Source organism: Limnobaculum allomyrinae (assembly GCF_016649425.1).
Taxonomy (GTDB): domain Bacteria; phylum Pseudomonadota; class Gammaproteobacteria; order Enterobacterales; family Enterobacteriaceae; genus Limnobaculum; species Limnobaculum allomyrinae.
Genome location: NZ_JADRCR010000005.1, coordinates 198,208 through 214,385 on the forward strand (window position 1 = coordinate 198,208; position 16,178 = coordinate 214,385).

Here is a 16,178-nt window from a genome sequence, read left to right on the forward strand (position 1 = left end):
GTCGTTGTTGTATTTTTTAGAGTGGATATAGCAGGGTACGTTCAGCAGGCTGACCACTTTGGGGTAAAAAGTCAAAATAAAATGCAATAACAATGTGAATTGGTTGACCAATATCTCAAAATTGCAATAAGGTCGCCTGAATTGATTGATCGGGAAACAGAAAAAATGTCTTATAACACGGACTAATTTTGTGTGAAATTTAGGCTCGATAAGGTTATTTATATTTAAATCATGTGGTTGTGGCTAAATAAATAGAATGAATTTGTTAGTCCTGCTAAATCAGCAATACCAGTAGGGAGTCAAACTTGATGAATACACTTAAGGAAGTGGTTGACCAATTTCTTGCGTGGGCGGTGATCCTTATTTCCAGCGTTCTTGTACTTTGCGTTTTATGGCAGGTTTTTTCTCGTTATTGCCTGGGCACCCCCAGCGTAGCAACGGATGAGATTGCCCGCTTTATGTTTATGTGGGTTGGCCTGGTCGGGGCTGCTTATGCAGTCAGTCTCAAACGCCATCTGGCTATCGATTTGTTAACGCAAAAATTAACCGGCACACGCAAGTTGGTTTCCGAAGTGGTCATAATTTTAATGACGCTACTGTTTGCCGGGCTGGTTATGGTTTACGGCGGCCTGGGGTTAGTTCAGAAAACCCTCAGCACTCAGCAGCTCTCTCCGGCTTTAGGTATTCCTATGGGATATATCTATTTCGCCATTCCTTTCAGTGGTATCGCCATTATTTTTTATTCACTGGTCGATTTACTGAACAAGTTTACGCCGCATTCCTCTGTCAATACTGCAGGGTAATAGTGCTTTTCCATTAGTAACCTGAAGCAGGATAGCTCACAGGTTTAATAACTAAATATTGAAAAAGGTAACTTAATCATGGAATGGGATATTATTTTGACGCTGTTTGGCGTTTTTGCTTTCCTGTTAATCATTGGTGTTCCAATCTCTTTCTCTATTGGTCTGGCTTCTCTGGCAACCATTATGTTGTCGCTGCCTTTTGATCCGGCAATTGCTGTTATTGCTCAAAAAATGGCAACCGGATTGGATAGTTTTGCTTTGTTAGCCATTCCGTTCTTTATTCTGGCGGGGAATATCATGAACCGGGGCGGAATTGCGCTACGGCTGATTAACTTTGCCAAAGTGTTGGGCGGGCGGCTGCCCGGCCCGTTAGCTCACTGCAACGTATTAGCCAACATGATGTTTGGTGCGCTGTCCGGCTCTGCGGTAGCATCAGCAGCGGCAGTCGGGGGCGTAATGTCTCCGATGCAGAAAAAAGAGGGCTACGATCCGGCGTTCTCTGCGGCGGTGAATATTACCTCTTGCCCCACAGGTCTGCTGATCCCACCGTCTAATACGCTGATTGTTTATTCCCTGATTTCTGGTGGTACATCTATCTCTGCTCTGTTTTTAGCCGGTTATTTACCGGGTATTTTGATGGGCTTTGGTTTGATGGTTGTTGCGGGAATCATTGCCAAGCGCAAAGGATACGGTCGTCCGGAAAAGGCCACTTGTTCAGAGGCTTTCTATCGTACGTTAGATGCATTACCTTCTCTGGCTCTGATTGTCGTGATCATGGGAGGAATTATTGCCGGAATTTTCACTGCGACAGAAGCTTCCGCAGTGGCAGTGGTGTATACCATAGGTTTATCAATGATTTATGGTGAAATGAAACTGAGGGATTTACCGAAAGTGATTCTTGATTCCGCGGTAACCACCTCTATCGTACTGCTGCTTATCGGTACGTCGATGGGCATGTCATGGGCGATGGCAAATGCCGATATCCCTTATATGATCAGTGATGGATTGAATTCGGTATCAGAAAACCCGATCATTATTCTGCTGATTATTAACGTTATCTTGCTAATTATCGGTGTCTTCATGGATATGACGCCGGCATTACTAATTTTTACTCCAATCTTCCTGCCATTGGCTAACCAGATGGGTATTGACCCGGTGCACTTTGGCATCATCATGACCTTTAACCTGTGTATTGGTATCTGTACCCCACCGGTAGGCAGTGCTCTGTTTGTCGGCTGTAGTGTGGGTGATGTGCCTATTGATAAAGTACTGAAACCTTTACTGCCGTTTTTCGCCATGCTGTTATTTACGCTGATGATGGTGACCTATATTCCGGAGATCAGCCTGTATTTACCAAGAACTATTCTGGGATATGGCGGTTAATTATCGACATTTAACCTGAAGTAAATAAGATACGGCGGCTTCCGGTAACAGGGTGACCGCCGTTTCTGCGCCATTCGTCATTCGAAAAATTATGGGATGTAACATGAAAACCATCGAAAACAGCCAGTTACCTGCTTCAGTTCAGCGGCCTACGTACGACCGCCATCAGCTAAAAAGTCGCATTGTACATTTAGGATTTGGTGCATTTCATCGCGCTCATCAGGCGTTACTAACCAACCGGGTATTACAGCAATCTGGTGGTGACTGGGGGATTTGTGAAGTGAATCTGTTTGGGGGAGAAGTATTAATTGAAACACTTCGCCAGCAGAATCATCTGTATAGCGTGTTGGAAAAAGGGGCCGAAAGTAATCAGGCATTGATTATTGGTTCAGTGACTGAATCCCTGCACTCTGAGCTGGATGGCATGGAAAGCGTTATTGAGAAAATGGCTGAACCACAGGTGGCCATCGTGTCTATGACTATCACTGAGAAAGGTTATTGTGTATTGCCCGGTGGTGGTGGTTTAGATGTTAGTAACGCATTAATTAAGGCCGATTTGCTACAACCACAGCAACCGAAATCCGCTATTGGGGTGATTGTTGAGGCTTTACGCCGTCGCCGCGAGCGCGGGCTGGTGCCTTTCACCGTGCTGTCTTGCGATAACATCCCGGAGAATGGACATATCGTTAAACAAGCGGTCATTGGATTAGCCAAAGCCAGCAATGCTGAGCTGGCAGATTGGATAAACCAGAATGTGCCTTTCCCCAGCACCATGGTGGATCGAATCGTTCCCGCTATCACAGATGAAACTTTGGCAGAAATAGAACAAGCGCTAGGGGTAAGCGACCCATGCGGTATTGCCTGTGAACCTTTTATCCAGTGGGTTGTGGAGGATAACTTTATTGCCGGTCGTCCTCAGTGGGAAACCATTGGCGCGGAACTGGTGGACAATGTACTGCCTTATGAAGAAATGAAGTTGAGAATGCTAAACGGCAGTCACTCCTTCCTGGCCTATTTAGGTTATCTGGCGGGATATCAGCACATTAACGACTGTATGACCGACAGCGCTTATCGTACTGCCGCCCACCGATTGATGCTGCAAGAGCAGGCACCAACTCTGAGCCTGAAGAATGTTGATTTAGCGAGTTATGCTGACCGTCTGATTGAGCGTTACAGTAATCCTTCGTTGAAACACCGTACCTGGCAAATTGCGATGGATGGTACCCAAAAGTTACCGCAACGAATGTTAGATTCTGTACGCTGGCATCTGGCGCACAATAGCAGTTTCGATTGTCTGGCGCTGGGGATTGCCGGATGGATGCGTTACGTTGGTGGAATGGATGATGCAGGTACTGTTATCGATGTTCGTGACCCAATGGCAGAGCGTCTTAAACTAGTCTGCGCTTCAACTAAAGATGGCATTGAAAGAGTGCAGGGTTTATTGGCAGTGGAAGAGGTGTTTGGTGCAGCATTGCCGCAAGAACCTCGCTTTGTCGAAGCGGTGACCCGCAGCTATCTGGTTCTGATGGTACAAGGGGCTAAAAATACGGTGCATCAGTTGGTTAGTCAGGGGAGTATTCAATGATGAAAGACTTTTTAGCGGATGATTTTTTATTATCCACCGATGCAGCTCAGCGCCTCTATTTTGATTATGCTGCACCTCAACCTATCTTTGATTATCACTGCCATCTGCCGCCGAAAGATATTATGCAAAACCGTCGGTTTGGCAATTTGTCTGAAATCTGGCTGGCGGGAGATCATTACAAGTGGCGGGTGCTGAGAACGGCGGGTATTGATGAGCGGCTTATTACCGGAGATGCCAGCGACTATGAGAAGTATCTGGCCTGGGCTTCGGTGGTGCCTAAAACTTTAGGAAACCCAATTTACCACTGGACTCATCTGGAACTGAAACGCCCGTTTGGCATCAGCAATATTTGCCTGAGTTCTGATACCGCAGAGCAAATCTGGAATCAGGCAAATGCATTACTGGCACAACCTCAGTTTTCTGCTCGTGGAATTATGCAGCAGATGAAGGTAAAAATGGTAGGTACCACTGATGATCCGGTTGATTCTCTTGAGTACCATCGTGGTATTGCGGCTGATGACACTTTTGGTATACGGGTCTGCCCAAGCTGGCGGCCGGATCGCGCTTTCAAAATTGATTTGCCCGGATTTACTGATTACCTTCCGCTGTTAGAGAAGGCTGCTGATATCAGTATTCATGGTTTCACTGATTTGCTGAAAGCACTGGAAAAACGCCTGGACCATTTTGCTGCTCATGGCTGTGTTGCTGCCGATCATGGTGTGGAGATAGTAAGGTTTGCTGAAATACCGGCTGTCGCCGAACTGGATCGTATTTTGCGCCAGCGCTTATCGGGCGAGACGCTAAGCGAATTAGAGATTGCACAATTCAGTACGGCAGTTCAGGTATGGTTAGGTCGTCAATATCATCAGCGTGGTTGGGTGATGCAATTGCATATCGGTGCGTTACGTAATAATAGCCAGCGCATGTTCGCCAGATTAGGCGTGGATGCCGGGTTTGATTCTATTGGCGACCGTCCGGTTGCTGAATCACTGTCCCGTTTACTTAATGAGCTGGATAAAGATGACAACCTGCCGAAAACTATTCTTTATTGTCTGAATCCATCAGATAACGAAGTATTGGCCACCATGTGTGGTAATTTTCAGGGCGGTGGTATTGCCGGAAAAGTACAGTTTGGTTCTGGCTGGTGGTTTAACGATCAGAAAGATGGCATGCAGCGCCAGATGATGCAGTTGTCACAGCTGGGCTTATTGAGCCAGTTTGTCGGTATGCTGACCGATTCAAGAAGTTTCCTTTCTTATACCCGTCACGAATATTTCCGTCGTATTTTGTGCGATATGGTCGGTGGCTGGATGCATAACGGCGAAATTCCACATGATTATCAACTGGTGGGAAGTATGATTGAAGATATCTGTTACGGAAATGCCGAGCGTTATTTTCAGCTGAAGTAAACGGATTATTTCTTTACGAATAATAAATATAGCCCGCCGATTGGCGGGCTATATTTATCAAGGATGGCTCAGCATCTGGCTACCGGGAATTAAACGATAGTAAAACTGTTCTGGCAGGTTAGTCTCCCAATGGCCTGTATATTTAGCATAGCCAATGGTTCCTCCCAGAATAAGAGTTAATAGTAATGCCATCACCATGCCGGAAATTCCTCTGGTGCGAGTTTGACCCGGAGCTCCCGTTGGTTTAGCGATTGAAAATACTAATGTGTCTTTTGCCGGGCAGGATTCGACGCAGCTCATACAGGCAGTACATTCTACGGTGCGAACTTGAATTAGACGATCAACGGGAATACGAGAAGGGCAAGCTTTGGCACATTTACCACAGTCAATACAGCTATCCGGATTACGGCGAATTTTAAACGGTGAAAATAGTGAAAATAGCCCCAGTAATGCCCCGTATGGACAGAGATAACGGCACCACAGATTTTGAATAAACAGGCTACCAAATACCAGCACAATGACTGAAATTAACGTGGTTTCCCCAATAAAACGGAAAAAATTCAACATTTTTACATCAGCAATTAGGCCATAGGGGGACATCAGAAATGCCTGAATAGCGCTTACCGGCATTGGAACGACCAGATACAGGAAAAAACCCAATAATAAATACTTCAGGCTGCGCAAAGGGATATCCAGCCAGCGTGGGGGAAAGTATGTTTGACCAAACAGCTTTTTTCCCAATCCACCTAACATTTCAGATAGTGTCCCCACTGGACATAACCATGAGCAAAAGGATTTTTTAAGCAGTAGCGCCATCAATAAGAAGGCCAGCAATAACAGCATGGATGCCGCATGAATTGGGGGGATATTCCAGGTTTCCAGTGTATATTTCAGGTTCATTAATCCAGCAATGGGTAACCAGCCTTCAATTCCTGCCGGACGGGAGACATAGGTTGTGGTGCCGCCGGTTTCGTAAAATCTTACCCAAAAGTAGAAAGTGCTACAGATATAGAGATTAATCAGCACCACAACAAACTGTGTGCCATGTCGCCACAGCTTTCCATTACGGACATCATTCCAGGGGAGCTTACCCGCGATGGTACCCGGACGGCGAACCAGCCTTTTACGGGAACGCGAAGCGACTTGCTCTATATCATCGGTAGAGCATAGAAAATGAGCATCAGATTCTGACTGGTGTTGGGGAAGATTTTTCATAATCACCTGGCACAAGCAGCAATGGATACATGCATCCGGTTAATCAAAACGAAACGAGGTACAGGCAAGAATATTGCATGATAAATGCATGTTTATTGAGATAGATCGGGTTTGCCAGTATTAAGCTTCAATTCACCTCTTTTTGGGTAGTCGAACTTGCTATGTTTTGGTGCTGAGAAAAATTAATCTGACTTTTCAATCGGATTAATCCTAATCATTCACTACTATTTATATTGAAAAGCGTTATGGTAATGCACTATTGACCTCCTGGCCTGATAACAATGACTGAGTAACAAGGCGCCGGGCGATGAATTTACAGCGACAGAGTCACCATTTTTATGATGCAGAATGAAATCAATAACCAAGTACATAATGAAAAAATGACCGGTTCAAAACTGGAACATAATCGCCAGCGAATTATGCAGTTATTGTCGGATCATTTGCTGGTGGCGGCAATTGATTACGGTAAACAGTCCTCCAGTTTGTCCGATCCATCACTGATGAAAGGCGTGCATGAGCTTCAACACCTGGTTAATAAGCTACATGCCGCTGACCTTGCCGATTTACTCGAATCGTTGCCAAAGAGCAAGCGTCAGGCCATTTGGTCTTTGCTGGGTGATAAAAAACGCGGTAAAACGCTGATTGAAGCATCGGATGCCGTTTGGGATAGCCTGATTGAAGATATGAGCGATCGCCAGTTGCTGTCGGCATTGCAGCATCTGGATTTGAATGAGCAAGCCTATCTGGCTGGTCATCTTCCGCGCGATCTGGTTGAGCAATTATTGGCATCTCTGGATGCTCATTAGCGAGCAAGAATCAGTGAAGTGATTCATCTGGGCAGAGATAAAGTCGGTGCCCTGATGGATTTTGAACTGATAGCCATTCGTGATGATATTTCACTGGCAACAGTACTGCGCTTTTTGCAAAAGCGTAAAACCATCGCCGACTCTACCGATAAACTGTTTGTTATCGATAGAGAAAATCGCCTGATGGGTGAGTTACTGATTACCGATATTTTATTACATACGCCGGAAACCAGAGTGTCCGCTCTGATGCATACTGATCCCCTTACTTTTTTGCCTGACGATAATGCTGAAGAGGCTGCCGGTGCTTTCGAACGTTATAACCTGATTAGCGCCGCCGTAGTGAATCATCAAAACAAATTAATTGGGCGTTTAACCGTCGAAGATGTGGTTAACGTGGTGATTGAAGAAAGTGATAATGATTTGCGTCGTATGGGGGGCTTAAGTGAGAAAGAGGATATCTTTGCCCCCATTCTGACGTCGGTTCGCCAGCGTTCAGCCTGGTTAGCGATTAACCTCTGTACTGCTTTTATTGCATCACGGGTTATCGGGCTGTTTGAAGGAACTATATCCGAGCTGGTGGCGCTGGCGACGTTAATGCCAATTGTTGCTGGTATAGGCGGTAACACGGGTAATCAGACGATTACCATGATTGTACGGGCATTGGCCTTACACCATATTCGTTCTGAAGACATGCCATTTATGCTGTTGCGTGAGCTGGGTGTGGCGGTGATTAACGGACTGGTCTGGGGCGGCGTAATGGGTGGAATTACCTGGCTGTTATACGGTAACCCGTTAATGGGGGGAGTCATGACGCTGGCGATGTTATTAAACCTGCTGCTGGCGGCGCTAATGGGAGTAACTATTCCAATCACTATGAACCGATTGGGGAAAGATCCGGCAATTGGTTCCAGTGTGATGATTACTGCCATTACTGATACCGGTGGATTTTTTATTTTTCTTGGGCTGGCGACGCTATTTTTAGTTTGACCACATACAGAAAGACATGACTGACATCTGCGATAAGTTGTATTCCGGCCGTAAACGCAATCTGTAGATACCATAGATTTGTCTGGCCGGAAGCTATCGATTTTTATACCAATATGACTTGAACACCCTGAGCTTTAAGCTGCTCAATCACTTCATGGTTAGCTTCTTTACCGGTAATCACTATATCGATTTGTTCCGCCCGGCTAAACAACATTCCTGCCCGTTGGCCGACTTTGCTGCTGTCTACCAGCACCACTAATTTACCGACATAGTTCAGCATTTTTTGTTCCGCCATAGCGGTTAACATATCTGTTTTGTACAGACCTTCTGCCGTTAACCCTTTACCGCTGGTAAACATCCAGTGGCCAGCATACAGTGAAGCATCACCATCCTGAGGGGCAAGTGTAATAGCCTGACTTTTATTGTATTGGCCACCCATGATGACTACGCTATCGTGCTCTTGCTCGATCAAAAAGTTTGCCAGCGGCAGGTAATTAGTGATGATTTGTGCATCCTTACCGCAAATTTCACGCCCCAGTAAAAAGGCGGTAGAACCGCAATTAATCACCACACTCTCTCCTGGCTGAACTAAGCGGGAAGCGGCTTTGGCAATACGAACTTTTTCTTCATGGTTTTGTGCCTGATGAATATTCATTGGCGTCCAGGCCACGCGATTTTGGCTGATAACTTCTGCGCCATTACGCACTTTCTTCAATTTGCCACCATCACCCAGTTTATTGATATCCCGGCGTGCGGTAGCTGGAGATATGCCTAAACGTTCGATGACTTGTTCTACGGTAACAAAGCCTGACTGTTGCAGCATTTCCAGTAAAATCTGATGTCGTTGTGATTCTGTCATGAAAAATCCAGATAGCTGATGACGATTTGATGATTATATTTGAAAAAAATATTTTATCCTATCGCCAACAGGATGAAAGCCGGGCAATACCCGGCTACCAAAAGCAAAGCTATTACAGAAATGATTTAAAGGGCAAATCAGGCTCTATAGTAAAACAATCATCAAAGCCGCGTGGATAGTGATATTCAAAATCGTCCTTATCCTGTGGCCAGATAAATTTGCCACCGACCTGCCAGATATAAGGTTTAAACCCATATTTCAATCGATCCTTTTTCATATCCCACAGTACGCGAATTTCCTGAGGGTCGGCCTGAAAGTTTGACCAGATATCATGATGGAAGGGGATAACCACTTTAGTGTTTAGCGATTCAGCCATGCGTAGGATATCAGCACTGGTCATTTTATCGGTTATGCCCCGAGGATTTTCACCATAAGACCCCAGAGCAACATCGATCTGATGGTCATTACCGTGTTTGGCGTAATAGTTTGAATAGTGGGAATCACCACTGTGATACAAGTTGCCTCCTGGTGTTTTAAACAGATAATTAACGGCTCGTTTATCCATACCATCGGGCAGTACGCCAGCGGCTTTTTCATCTGCCGGAAGGGTGATCAGTGCGGTTCTGTCAAACGCGTCAAGCGCATGAATCTCAGTATCTTTTATCTTTATAATATCTCCTGGTTTTACTACGATGCAGCGTTCGCGTGGTACTCCCCATCCCACCCAAATATCAACGCAGGTTTGTGGCCCGATAAATGGAACTGAGCTATCACAGTTTTGCATCACGGCGGCTGCAACGTTGACGTCAATATGGTCATTGTGGTCATGAGTAGATAAAACGGCATCAATATCACGAATAGCGAAGGGGTCGAGTACAAATGGTGTGGTACGCAGGTTTGGCTGTAGTTTTTTTACTCCCGCCATTCGTTGCATTTGATGGCCTGTTTTCATCAGCGGGCTACTATGGTTTTGCTTGCCGGTACCGCACCAAAAATCGACGCAGACATTCGCCCCTCCCTCAGATTTCAACCAGATACCTGTACAGCCCAGCCACCACATAGCAAAGGTGCCGGGGGTGACAATCTCTTGTTCAATTTCTTCATTCAGCCAGGTTCCCCATTCCGGAAAGGTATTCAAAACCCAGGATTCACGAGTGATGCTTGCAATCTTACTCATAGCGATAACTCCCAACAATGTTTGATGTACGTTGATTTCTTTTATAATCAAAAATAATCACAAAAAGATTTATTAAGATTAATTGTGAGGAATTTATCATTAAATAATGAGAATGGGAACTCTGTTTTTCTATGTATTTTATCTTGGTTGAGTCTGCTTTATTTTTCGTATCTCTCTGTTTTTATAATGCGGATATGTCTATTTGATTGTTATGTAATGATAAATATTGATTTTGATAATGTAGGTGAATGAAATGATTGCTACTTAAAACTAAGTTGCGATCTTATTCACAAATAATCAAACTCAATCTTTGTTTGATTAAATTTGATTGTTAGAGTGTTCGGGCATTATAAACACAGCTCGTCATATCACACCTTAATTTAGAAATATTAAAGGCCGACGAGTATGCCAAAAGCCGAATGGAGTGCTTTATGGAAACCTTCTATAACGTCTTTACCATCTTTTTTAATCAGGTTATGACTAATGCCCCGTTATTACTGGGCATTGTGACTTGTCTTGGCTATTTGCTGTTGCGTAAAAGCGCCACGGTGATTATCAAAGGAACCATTAAAACCATCATTGGATTTATGCTGTTGCAGGCTGGGTCAGGTATTTTGACCAGCACCTTTAAACCTGTAGTGGCCAAAATGTCCGAGGTTTATGGTATTAACGGTGCGATTTCGGATACCTATGCCTCAATGATGGCAACCATAGAACGCATGGGGGATGCCTACAGCTGGGTTGGTTATGCTGTGTTGTTGGCACTGGCGCTAAATATTACCTATGTTTTGCTGCGTCGGATAACGGGCATTCGTACCATCATGCTGACGGGACATATCATGTTTCAGCAGGCGGGGCTGATTGCTGTATTTTTCTATATTCTCGGCTACCCGATGTGGACAACCATTCTCTGTACCGCTGTGTTGGTCTCTCTGTATTGGGGCATTACCTCTAATATGATGTTCAAACCAACTCAGGAAGTGACCGATAACTGTGGATTCTCTATCGGCCATCAACAGCAGTTTGCCTCATGGATTGCCTACAAGATAGCGCCCTATCTGGGTAAAAAAGGCGAGAGCGTTGAAGATCTGAAACTTCCGGGCTGGCTGAATATCTTTCACGACAATATCGTCTCTACGGCCATTGTGATGACGCTGTTCTTCGGTGCCATTCTCTGCTCATTTGGCATTGATACCGTGCAAAAAATGGCGGGAAAGGTGCACTGGAGCATCTATATTCTGCAAACCGGTTTTCAGTTCGCAGTAGCCATCTTTATTATCGTGCAGGGCGTGCGGATGTTTGTTGCCGAACTGTCCGAAGCTTTTAATGGAATTTCTCAACGCTTAATTCCCGGAGCCGTACTGGCCATCGATTGTGCTGCAATTTATAGCTTTGCTCCTAATGCAGTGGTCTGGGGCTTCCTGTGGGGAACCATCGGTCAACTGATTGCAGTTGCTATTTTGATAGCAGCAGGCTCTTCCATCATGATTATTCCCGGCTTTATTCCTATGTTCTTTTCTAATGCCACCATTGGCGTATTTGCTAACCACTTTGGTGGATGGCGTGCTGCACTCAAGATCTGTCTGGTTATGGGCATGATTGAGATTTTTGGCTGCGTATGGGCGGTTAAGTTAACGGGGCTGAGTGCATGGATGGGAATGGCTGACTGGTCTATTTTAGCGCCGCCTCTAATGCAGGGATTAACGCTGGGCCTGTGGTTTATGGGGGTAGTCATTGTTATTGCTCTGATTTACATGTTTTTTGCCGGTCGTAGCCTGCGGGCTGAAGAAGATACCGAAAAACGTTTAACAGAATCTTCATTAAATTCTGCCAGTTAACTGATAGGAGAACTCATTATGACGGTACGTATTCTTGCAGTCTGTGGTTGTGGGCAGGGTAGCTCGATGATCATGAAAATGAAAGTGGATCAGTTTTTGACGCAGCAGGGCGTAAATCATTCGGTCAATAGCTGTGCGGTCGGTGAATACAAAGCCGAGCTAGGGGGAGCCGACATTATTGTTGCTTCTACTCATGTAGCCAGTGAAATCACGGTGAGTGGTAATAAGCATGTGGTCGGCGTGCGAAATATGCTGTCAGCCGCTGATTTTGGACCAAAACTGATGGAAGTGATTCAGACCCATTTCCCACAGGATATGAAATAGGGAGTGAATATGAAGCTGCGTGACTCTCTGGCTGAGAATAATGCTATCTGCCTGCAGGCAGAGGCGAATAACTGGAAAGAGGCGGTAAAGATTGGTGTTGATTTACTGGTGAAAGCTGACGTTGTAGAGCCTCGCTATTATCAGGCCATTCTGGATGGAGTCGAGCGTTTTGGCCCCTATTTTGTTATTGCGCCCGGTTTAGCTATGCCTCACGGGCGACCTGAGGAAGGCGTAAAAAAAACGGGTTTTGCTTTAGTAACGCTGAAAAAACCGCTGGTTTTTCATCATGAAGATAACGATCCGGTTGATATTTTGATCACCTTAGCGGCTGTTGATGCACACACCCATCAGGAAGTGGGGATCATGCAGGTGGTTAATCTGTTTGAAGACGAGGCTAATTTTGAACATTTACGGGCTTGCCGAACTTCTGAAGAGGTACTGGCGTTGATAGACAGAGTCAATGCTTAGGTTCACCGTAGTAATGATATTAAATTCATTGATTTAAAAGGAAAAAATATGACTCATCCTTTACCTATGCTACAGGTCGCGTTAGATAACCAGACATTAGATCATGCCTACCAGACAACCCGCCTGATTGCTGAAGAGGTCGATATTATCGAGGTGGGAACCATTCTGTGTGTAGGCGAGGGGGTACGTGCGGTACGCGATCTTAAAGCGCTCTACCCTCATAAAATTGTTTTAGCTGATGCCAAAATTGCTGATGCCGGCAAAATCCTCTCTCGTATGTGTTTTGAAGCTAATGCTGATTGGGTAACGGTCATTTGTTGTGCGGATATTAATACGGCTAAAGGCGCGTTGGAAGTTGCAAAAGAGTTCAATGGCGATGTTCAGATTGAATTAACCGGATATTGGACTTGGGAGCAGGCACAGGAGTGGCATCAGGCAGGGATTCAGCAAGTGGTATACCACCGTAGTCGTGATGCTCAGGCCGCTGGTGTAGCCTGGGGGCAGGCAGATATTCAGGCTGTTAAACGGTTATCAGATATGGGTTTTAAAGTGACGGTGACGGGAGGTCTGGCACTGGAAGATTTACCTCTGTTTAAAGGAATACCAATTCATGTCTTTATTGCCGGTCGTAGCATTCGTGATGCCGCCGATCCGGTAGAGGCTGCCCGTCAGTTTAAATGTTCCATTGCCCGGATTTGGGGTTAGGGAAACGCTATGCTGCAAAAAGCCGTGCCTTTAGGCATTTATGAAAAAGCATTACCCGCAGGTGAGGATTGGCTAAGCCGCCTTCAGTTAGCGGCAGAGCTGGAGTTCGACTTTGTTGAAATGTCGGTAGATGAAAGTGATATTCGACTGGCTCGGCTTGACTGGAGCTGTGAGCAGCGTTTGTCGTTAGTTAGTGCCATAGCCATGACGGGAATACGCGTTCCCTCTATGTGTTTAAGTGCGCACCGTCGTTTTCCTCTTGGTTCTGAAGACGATGCTACACGTAATCAAGGATTAGAAATCATGCGTAAAGCCATACGGCTGGCGCAGGATGTCGGTATTCGAGTGATTCAACTGGCTGGTTATGATGTTTATTATCAACAAGCCAATGATGAAACTCGTGAGCGCTTTCGGGATGGTTTGAAGCTGGCTGTTGATATGGCCAGTCGTGCTCAGGTGACACTGGCGATGGAGATTATGGATTATCCCTTGATGAACTCCATCAGCAAAGCGATGGGATATGCCCATTATTTGAATAATCCATGGTTTCAGCTCTATCCGGATATTGGCAATCTATCTGCCTGGGACAATGATGTACAAATGGAATTGAAAGCAGGGAGTGGCCATATTGTTGCGGTACATATTAAGGACACATTACCCGGGGTGTTTAAAAATGTTCCTTTTGGTACCGGCGTTGTTGATTTTGAGCGTTGTTTTCGGACGTTAAAGGAGAGTGGCTACAGCGGGCCATACTTAATAGAAATGTGGAGTGAGGCTGCGGCGGATCCTGTGAAAGAGGTGAAAGCTGCTCGAGATTGGGTTAAACAGCGTATGTTAAATGCTGGTTTACTGATGGAGGCGGTGGCCTGATGAAACAGCTAAAACAGCAAGTGTATGAAGCAAATATGGATCTGCCGCGTTATGGTCTGGTGACCTTTACCTGGGGAAATGTCAGTGCTATCGATCGTGAGCAGCAGTTGATGGTTATTAAGCCCAGTGGTGTAGCCTATCAAGATATGAAAGTTGAGGATATGGTGACGGTTAATTTCCATGGGGAGGTTGTAGAAGGACACTATAAGCCCTCTTCTGATACGTCTACGCACCTTGAACTTTACCGTCGTTACCAACAACTTGGGGGCATTGTTCATACTCATTCTACTTATGCAACGGCTTGGGCACAGGCGGGAATGGCTATACCTGCCTTGGGTACAACACACGCGGACTATTTTTCCGGTGACATTCCATGTACTCGGGCACTCACCGCCGATGAAGTAAATAGCGAGTACGAGCTTAATACGGGAAAAGTTATTATTGAAACGGTAGAGGAATCTAATCCTTTATATACGCCGGGTATTGTTGTTTATCAGCATGGTCCCTTTAGCTGGGGGAAAAATGCTGATGAGGCCGTTCATAATGCGGTGGTTATGGAAGAAGTGGCAAAAATGGCCTGGATAGCCTGCAGTATTAATCCTCATCTACGACCAGTAGATAACTATTTATTAAATAAACATTTCCTGAGAAAACATGGCCCGGATGCTTACTATGGTCAGTCATAGCAGGCTATCTGTTTTTTAATGTGTGAAATAACATTTCTGACCGATTTAATTGGAGATTTTAATAAATTACGCCATTAAATCGGTCAGTTTTTTTAAGCAATACTGTTTTGAGTAATTTGTTTCGCTGATCTTATCTCCCAAATTATTATCAAGATGGTACCAATATTTATATCTCAGCTTGTTTGCTGCGATATATATCTAAAAAGACAATGTAAGTTACATCATCAGATCTTTTTTTAATCAGAGTGCATTCCATTCATATTATCTTTTTCTTCTTATTTATCAGTACATTCAATTAGATTGCATTGCGCTGTAGCGATAGTGTTTAATTTTATTACACATCGATACACACAGTTATTGCGCTGGTGTGTATTAGTGTGTATATTGAAATGGAAGTGATAAATGAAATCATCGGATTTGATTAAAGATCTTCGGGCTGCCGGGTGTGAATGGCGGCGGCATAATGGAGGAAGTCATCAGATATGGTGGTCTCCAATCACAAAAAAGACATTTCCAGTACCTCATCCTAAAAAGAATTTGCCTGAGGGAACGATTCGATCGATCAGAAGAGCGGCTGGAATTTAGGTTTTATCAGGGGGCTATATGTTATTTTCTATTGCTGTTGAAGTACCACAGGATGAACAGACGGCTTATGGGCTGACGGTGCCTGCATTATGTAATGAAGACTATGGATGTTTTTCAGCGGCAGACCAGATAGAAGATGTTGCCGGAATGGCTCGGGAAGCCATCTTACTAACCATCACAGATATGATTGAATCAGGAAATTATGCTCTGGAGCAAATTAACGATCGTGGCCCATTAGTTTATCAGAATACACACCCTGAATTTGATGGGCAACAATGGTTCGTGATTGAAGTTGATTTATCTGAGCTAGAGGGAAAGCCACAGCGGATTAATATTTCTCTACCTGATGTGTTAATTCGTCGAATTGATTCGCGCGTTAAAACTCAGGAAGATTACCGCGATCGCAGCCATTTTCTGGCCGTTGCGGCAAAAAATGAATTATTAAGGATGGAAGGATAATCCTCCCCGGATTACCGGG

General features: G+C 44.9%; 15 protein-coding genes and 1 pseudogene. 13 read left to right on the plus strand and 3 right to left on the minus strand.

From position 1 onward, the window contains the following. Window positions 1-308 precede the first annotated feature (308 nt). The 4 genes from I2494_RS11415 to uxaC all read left to right on the plus strand — a co-directional run bounded on the left by I2494_RS11415 (window position 309) and on the right by uxaC (window position 5,180). A complete protein-coding gene (locus I2494_RS11415) occupies window positions 309-803 on the plus strand; it encodes a TRAP transporter small permease (protein ID WP_218466888.1) in 495 nt (164 codons plus the stop codon). A 78-nt stretch (window positions 804-881) separates the two neighbouring features. After that, window positions 882-2,186: a TRAP transporter large permease gene (locus tag I2494_RS11420; protein ID WP_218466887.1), complete on the plus strand. Its 1,305-nt coding sequence runs from the start codon at window positions 882-884 to the stop codon at window positions 2,184-2,186. Between the two features lie 103 nt (window positions 2,187-2,289). Next, complete coding sequence (locus I2494_RS11425) at window positions 2,290-3,771, plus strand: mannitol dehydrogenase family protein (protein WP_218466886.1); 1,482 nt, start codon at window positions 2,290-2,292, stop codon at window positions 3,769-3,771. Further along, complete coding sequence (gene uxaC / locus I2494_RS11430) at window positions 3,771-5,180, plus strand: glucuronate isomerase (RefSeq protein ID WP_218467026.1); 1,410 nt, start codon at window positions 3,771-3,773, stop codon at window positions 5,178-5,180. Before I2494_RS11425 ends, uxaC begins: the two co-directional genes overlap by 1 nt. Window positions 5,181-5,237: 57 nt before the next feature. Here uxaC and I2494_RS11435 read toward each other — a convergent pair whose 3' ends face one another. Then, on the minus strand, window positions 5,238-6,395 hold the full coding sequence (locus tag I2494_RS11435; protein WP_218466885.1) for a 4Fe-4S binding protein: 1,158 nt from the start codon (window positions 6,393-6,395) through the stop codon (window positions 5,238-5,240). 338 nt (window positions 6,396-6,733) lie between these two features. Here I2494_RS11435 and mgtE point away from each other — a divergent pair. Next, window positions 6,734-8,188, plus strand: a pseudogene (gene mgtE / locus I2494_RS11440) (magnesium transporter). Window positions 8,189-8,291: 103 nt separating this feature from the next. On the opposite strand, the gene ulaR reads toward mgtE, so the two are convergent. Further along, window positions 8,292-9,047, minus strand: a complete 756-nt coding sequence (gene ulaR / locus I2494_RS11445; RefSeq protein ID WP_228350930.1) for an HTH-type transcriptional regulator UlaR — start codon at window positions 9,045-9,047, stop codon at window positions 8,292-8,294. 112 nt (window positions 9,048-9,159) lie between these two features. Continuing rightward, entirely contained in the window at window positions 9,160-10,224 is a 1,065-nt protein-coding gene (gene ulaG, locus I2494_RS11450; RefSeq protein WP_218466883.1) for an L-ascorbate 6-phosphate lactonase, read from the minus strand. Window positions 10,225-10,655: 431 nt separating this feature from the next. Between ulaG and ulaA the strand changes: the two genes are divergently transcribed. The 8 genes from ulaA (at window position 10,656) to I2494_RS11490 (ending at window position 16,159) form a co-directional block, all read left to right on the plus strand. After that, window positions 10,656-12,062, plus strand: a complete 1,407-nt coding sequence (gene ulaA, locus I2494_RS11455; protein WP_218466882.1) for a PTS ascorbate transporter subunit IIC — start codon at window positions 10,656-10,658, stop codon at window positions 12,060-12,062. A gap of 18 nt (window positions 12,063-12,080) precedes the next feature. Then, entirely contained in the window at window positions 12,081-12,386 is a 306-nt protein-coding gene (ulaB, locus tag I2494_RS11460) for a PTS ascorbate transporter subunit IIB (RefSeq protein WP_130590341.1), read from the plus strand. 9 nt (window positions 12,387-12,395) lie between these two features. Beyond that, window positions 12,396-12,854 (plus strand): PTS ascorbate transporter subunit IIA, encoded by a 459-nt coding sequence (ulaC, locus tag I2494_RS11465; protein WP_130590342.1) that lies wholly within the window; start codon window positions 12,396-12,398, stop codon window positions 12,852-12,854. A gap of 48 nt (window positions 12,855-12,902) precedes the next feature. Further along, on the plus strand, window positions 12,903-13,559 hold the full coding sequence (locus I2494_RS11470) for a 3-keto-L-gulonate-6-phosphate decarboxylase UlaD (protein WP_218466881.1): 657 nt from the start codon (window positions 12,903-12,905) through the stop codon (window positions 13,557-13,559). A gap of 9 nt (window positions 13,560-13,568) precedes the next feature. Then, window positions 13,569-14,429, plus strand: a complete 861-nt coding sequence (locus I2494_RS11475; RefSeq protein ID WP_218466880.1) for an L-ribulose-5-phosphate 3-epimerase — start codon at window positions 13,569-13,571, stop codon at window positions 14,427-14,429. Next, on the plus strand, window positions 14,429-15,115 hold the full coding sequence (locus I2494_RS11480; RefSeq protein WP_218466879.1) for an L-ribulose-5-phosphate 4-epimerase: 687 nt from the start codon (window positions 14,429-14,431) through the stop codon (window positions 15,113-15,115). The genes I2494_RS11475 and I2494_RS11480 overlap by 1 nt, the downstream gene beginning before the upstream one ends. Window positions 15,116-15,517: 402 nt before the next feature. Continuing rightward, window positions 15,518-15,700, plus strand: a complete 183-nt coding sequence (locus I2494_RS11485; protein WP_130590345.1) for a type II toxin-antitoxin system HicA family toxin — start codon at window positions 15,518-15,520, stop codon at window positions 15,698-15,700. An 18-nt stretch (window positions 15,701-15,718) separates the two neighbouring features. Continuing rightward, window positions 15,719-16,159, plus strand: coding sequence for a type II toxin-antitoxin system HicB family antitoxin (locus I2494_RS11490; RefSeq protein WP_218466878.1), 441 nt, complete (start codon window positions 15,719-15,721; stop codon window positions 16,157-16,159). Window positions 16,160-16,178: the final 19 nt, after the last annotated feature.

Excerpts from the sequence above, each read along its gene's own strand:
- ulaB (WP_130590341.1), top strand. The coding sequence starts at position 12,081 with ATGACGGTACGTATTCTTGCAGTCTGTGGTTGTGGGCAGGGTAGCTCG.
- I2494_RS11420 (WP_218466887.1), top strand. The coding sequence starts at position 882 with ATGGAATGGGATATTATTTTGACGCTGTTTGGCGTTTTTGCTTTCCTG.
- I2494_RS11480 (WP_218466879.1), top strand. The coding sequence starts at position 14,429 with ATGAAACAGCTAAAACAGCAAGTGTATGAAGCAAATATGGATCTGCCG.
- uxaC (WP_218467026.1), top strand. The coding sequence starts at position 3,771 with ATGAAAGACTTTTTAGCGGATGATTTTTTATTATCCACCGATGCAGCT.
- I2494_RS11415 (WP_218466888.1), top strand. The coding sequence starts at position 309 with ATGAATACACTTAAGGAAGTGGTTGACCAATTTCTTGCGTGGGCGGTG.
- I2494_RS11475 (WP_218466880.1), top strand. The coding sequence starts at position 13,569 with ATGCTGCAAAAAGCCGTGCCTTTAGGCATTTATGAAAAAGCATTACCC.
- I2494_RS11470 (WP_218466881.1), top strand. The coding sequence starts at position 12,903 with ATGACTCATCCTTTACCTATGCTACAGGTCGCGTTAGATAACCAGACA.
- I2494_RS11485 (WP_130590345.1), top strand. The coding sequence starts at position 15,518 with ATGAAATCATCGGATTTGATTAAAGATCTTCGGGCTGCCGGGTGTGAA.
- I2494_RS11435 (WP_218466885.1), bottom strand. The coding sequence starts at position 6,395 with ATGAAAAATCTTCCCCAACACCAGTCAGAATCTGATGCTCATTTTCTA.
- I2494_RS11425 (WP_218466886.1), top strand. The coding sequence starts at position 2,290 with ATGAAAACCATCGAAAACAGCCAGTTACCTGCTTCAGTTCAGCGGCCT.
- ulaC (WP_130590342.1), top strand. The coding sequence starts at position 12,396 with ATGAAGCTGCGTGACTCTCTGGCTGAGAATAATGCTATCTGCCTGCAG.
- ulaG (WP_218466883.1), bottom strand. The coding sequence starts at position 10,224 with ATGAGTAAGATTGCAAGCATCACTCGTGAATCCTGGGTTTTGAATACC.
- I2494_RS11490 (WP_218466878.1), top strand. The coding sequence starts at position 15,719 with ATGTTATTTTCTATTGCTGTTGAAGTACCACAGGATGAACAGACGGCT.
- ulaA (WP_218466882.1), top strand. The coding sequence starts at position 10,656 with ATGGAAACCTTCTATAACGTCTTTACCATCTTTTTTAATCAGGTTATG.
- ulaR (WP_228350930.1), bottom strand. The coding sequence starts at position 9,047 with ATGACAGAATCACAACGACATCAGATTTTACTGGAAATGCTGCAACAG.